Source organism: Gracilibacillus halotolerans (assembly GCF_014206945.1).
Lineage (GTDB): Bacteria > Bacillota > Bacilli > Bacillales > Amphibacillaceae > Gracilibacillus > Gracilibacillus halotolerans.
Genome location: NZ_JACHON010000056.1, coordinates 1 through 1,137, shown reverse-complemented (window position 1 = coordinate 1,137; position 1,137 = coordinate 1). Strand labels below are relative to the sequence as shown.

At 31.3% G+C, this 1,137-nt stretch carries 1 protein-coding gene; it reads left to right on the top strand.

Going from position 1 to position 1,137, the window contains the following annotated elements:
- Positions 1-227: 227 nt before the first annotated feature.
- Positions 228-449: a hypothetical protein gene (locus GGQ92_RS16255; protein WP_184251362.1), complete on the top strand. Its 222-nt coding sequence runs from the start codon at positions 228-230 to the stop codon at positions 447-449.
- Positions 450-1,137: the final 688 nt, after the last annotated feature.

Here is a 1,137-nt window from a genome sequence, read left to right as displayed (position 1 = left end):
CTTTTTGCTTCGAAGCTTTGGACACCTCGTATCATACCAAGGGGGCTCTCTTTCGTTCAACCCTCAAATTTCTTCATTACAGGAATGCTCCTATAAATGAAAGTAAGCTTGTCTAATAACTATGCGCTCTTATTTATAGATATGTTTAATATTTGAATAAAAAGGAATACAAGAATCATGATAGTTGAATACTAAAAGGTAAGAAAGAAATTAGGAGTGAACAATTTATGTTAGGGCTATTAATTAATAATAAAGAGCAAGTCGAGCTTGTCCATGTTATAGAACGAGAATTAGAGGAGCTTCTATTGGATTTAGGTGATCATCGAATTGATAAAGTTGTAAAAGAAGCAATGAAGCAACGTTATAAATTACTTTTTCAGCTATATCAACGTGTTGCTAACGAGGAGGACGTAAGAAAATACATTCCTCGGAAGGTAAAAGTCGACTAATTAAGTAGAAAAATAAAGACCTTAAAAAACAAATAAAGTAGGCACCAATAGATTCGTTAGAATTAGGGTTCCTACTTTTTTTGGTTATTTTAATAAGATGTTTCGCTTTTTATCTTGAAAGTTAACATCTGTGTAGAAGAACACACTTGTTCAGTTTTTCCTCACGCATCATGACCTTAATATTCTATATTCCACAGATATCACTAAGTTTGTTCTGCAAATAACACAAGATAATGTCGCGATGTTGAGTTGGAATATCATCTCCGTGTTATTGTAACTATAAGACTTAATAGAAACCACGTAACAAACCCTATCCAAAATTATAGTAACTATCCCGAACATAATTTAAGTAAGAGTGCTGTTATAATAAATCTCTTGTCCTCTAATTTATATAGGTAGAAAAAATAATATAAATAAAAGTTAACTAGATGTATTGCAATTAAAATAAAGGTATGATATATTATTTCTCGTTGTCGTCATTGAGAACAAACAGGTAAAATGAAATTCATTTTAAAATATTGTTTTAAATGGTTGACACATGAAACGATAAATGATAAGATATATTTCGTCGCCAAAACGGCGAAACAAAAATGGATCATTGAAAACTGAATCAAACAACGAGTAAGAAATATAAGCAATATGCTAGCTTTTAAGCGAGCAAGATCATATGTTGCCGATTAAGACCGCG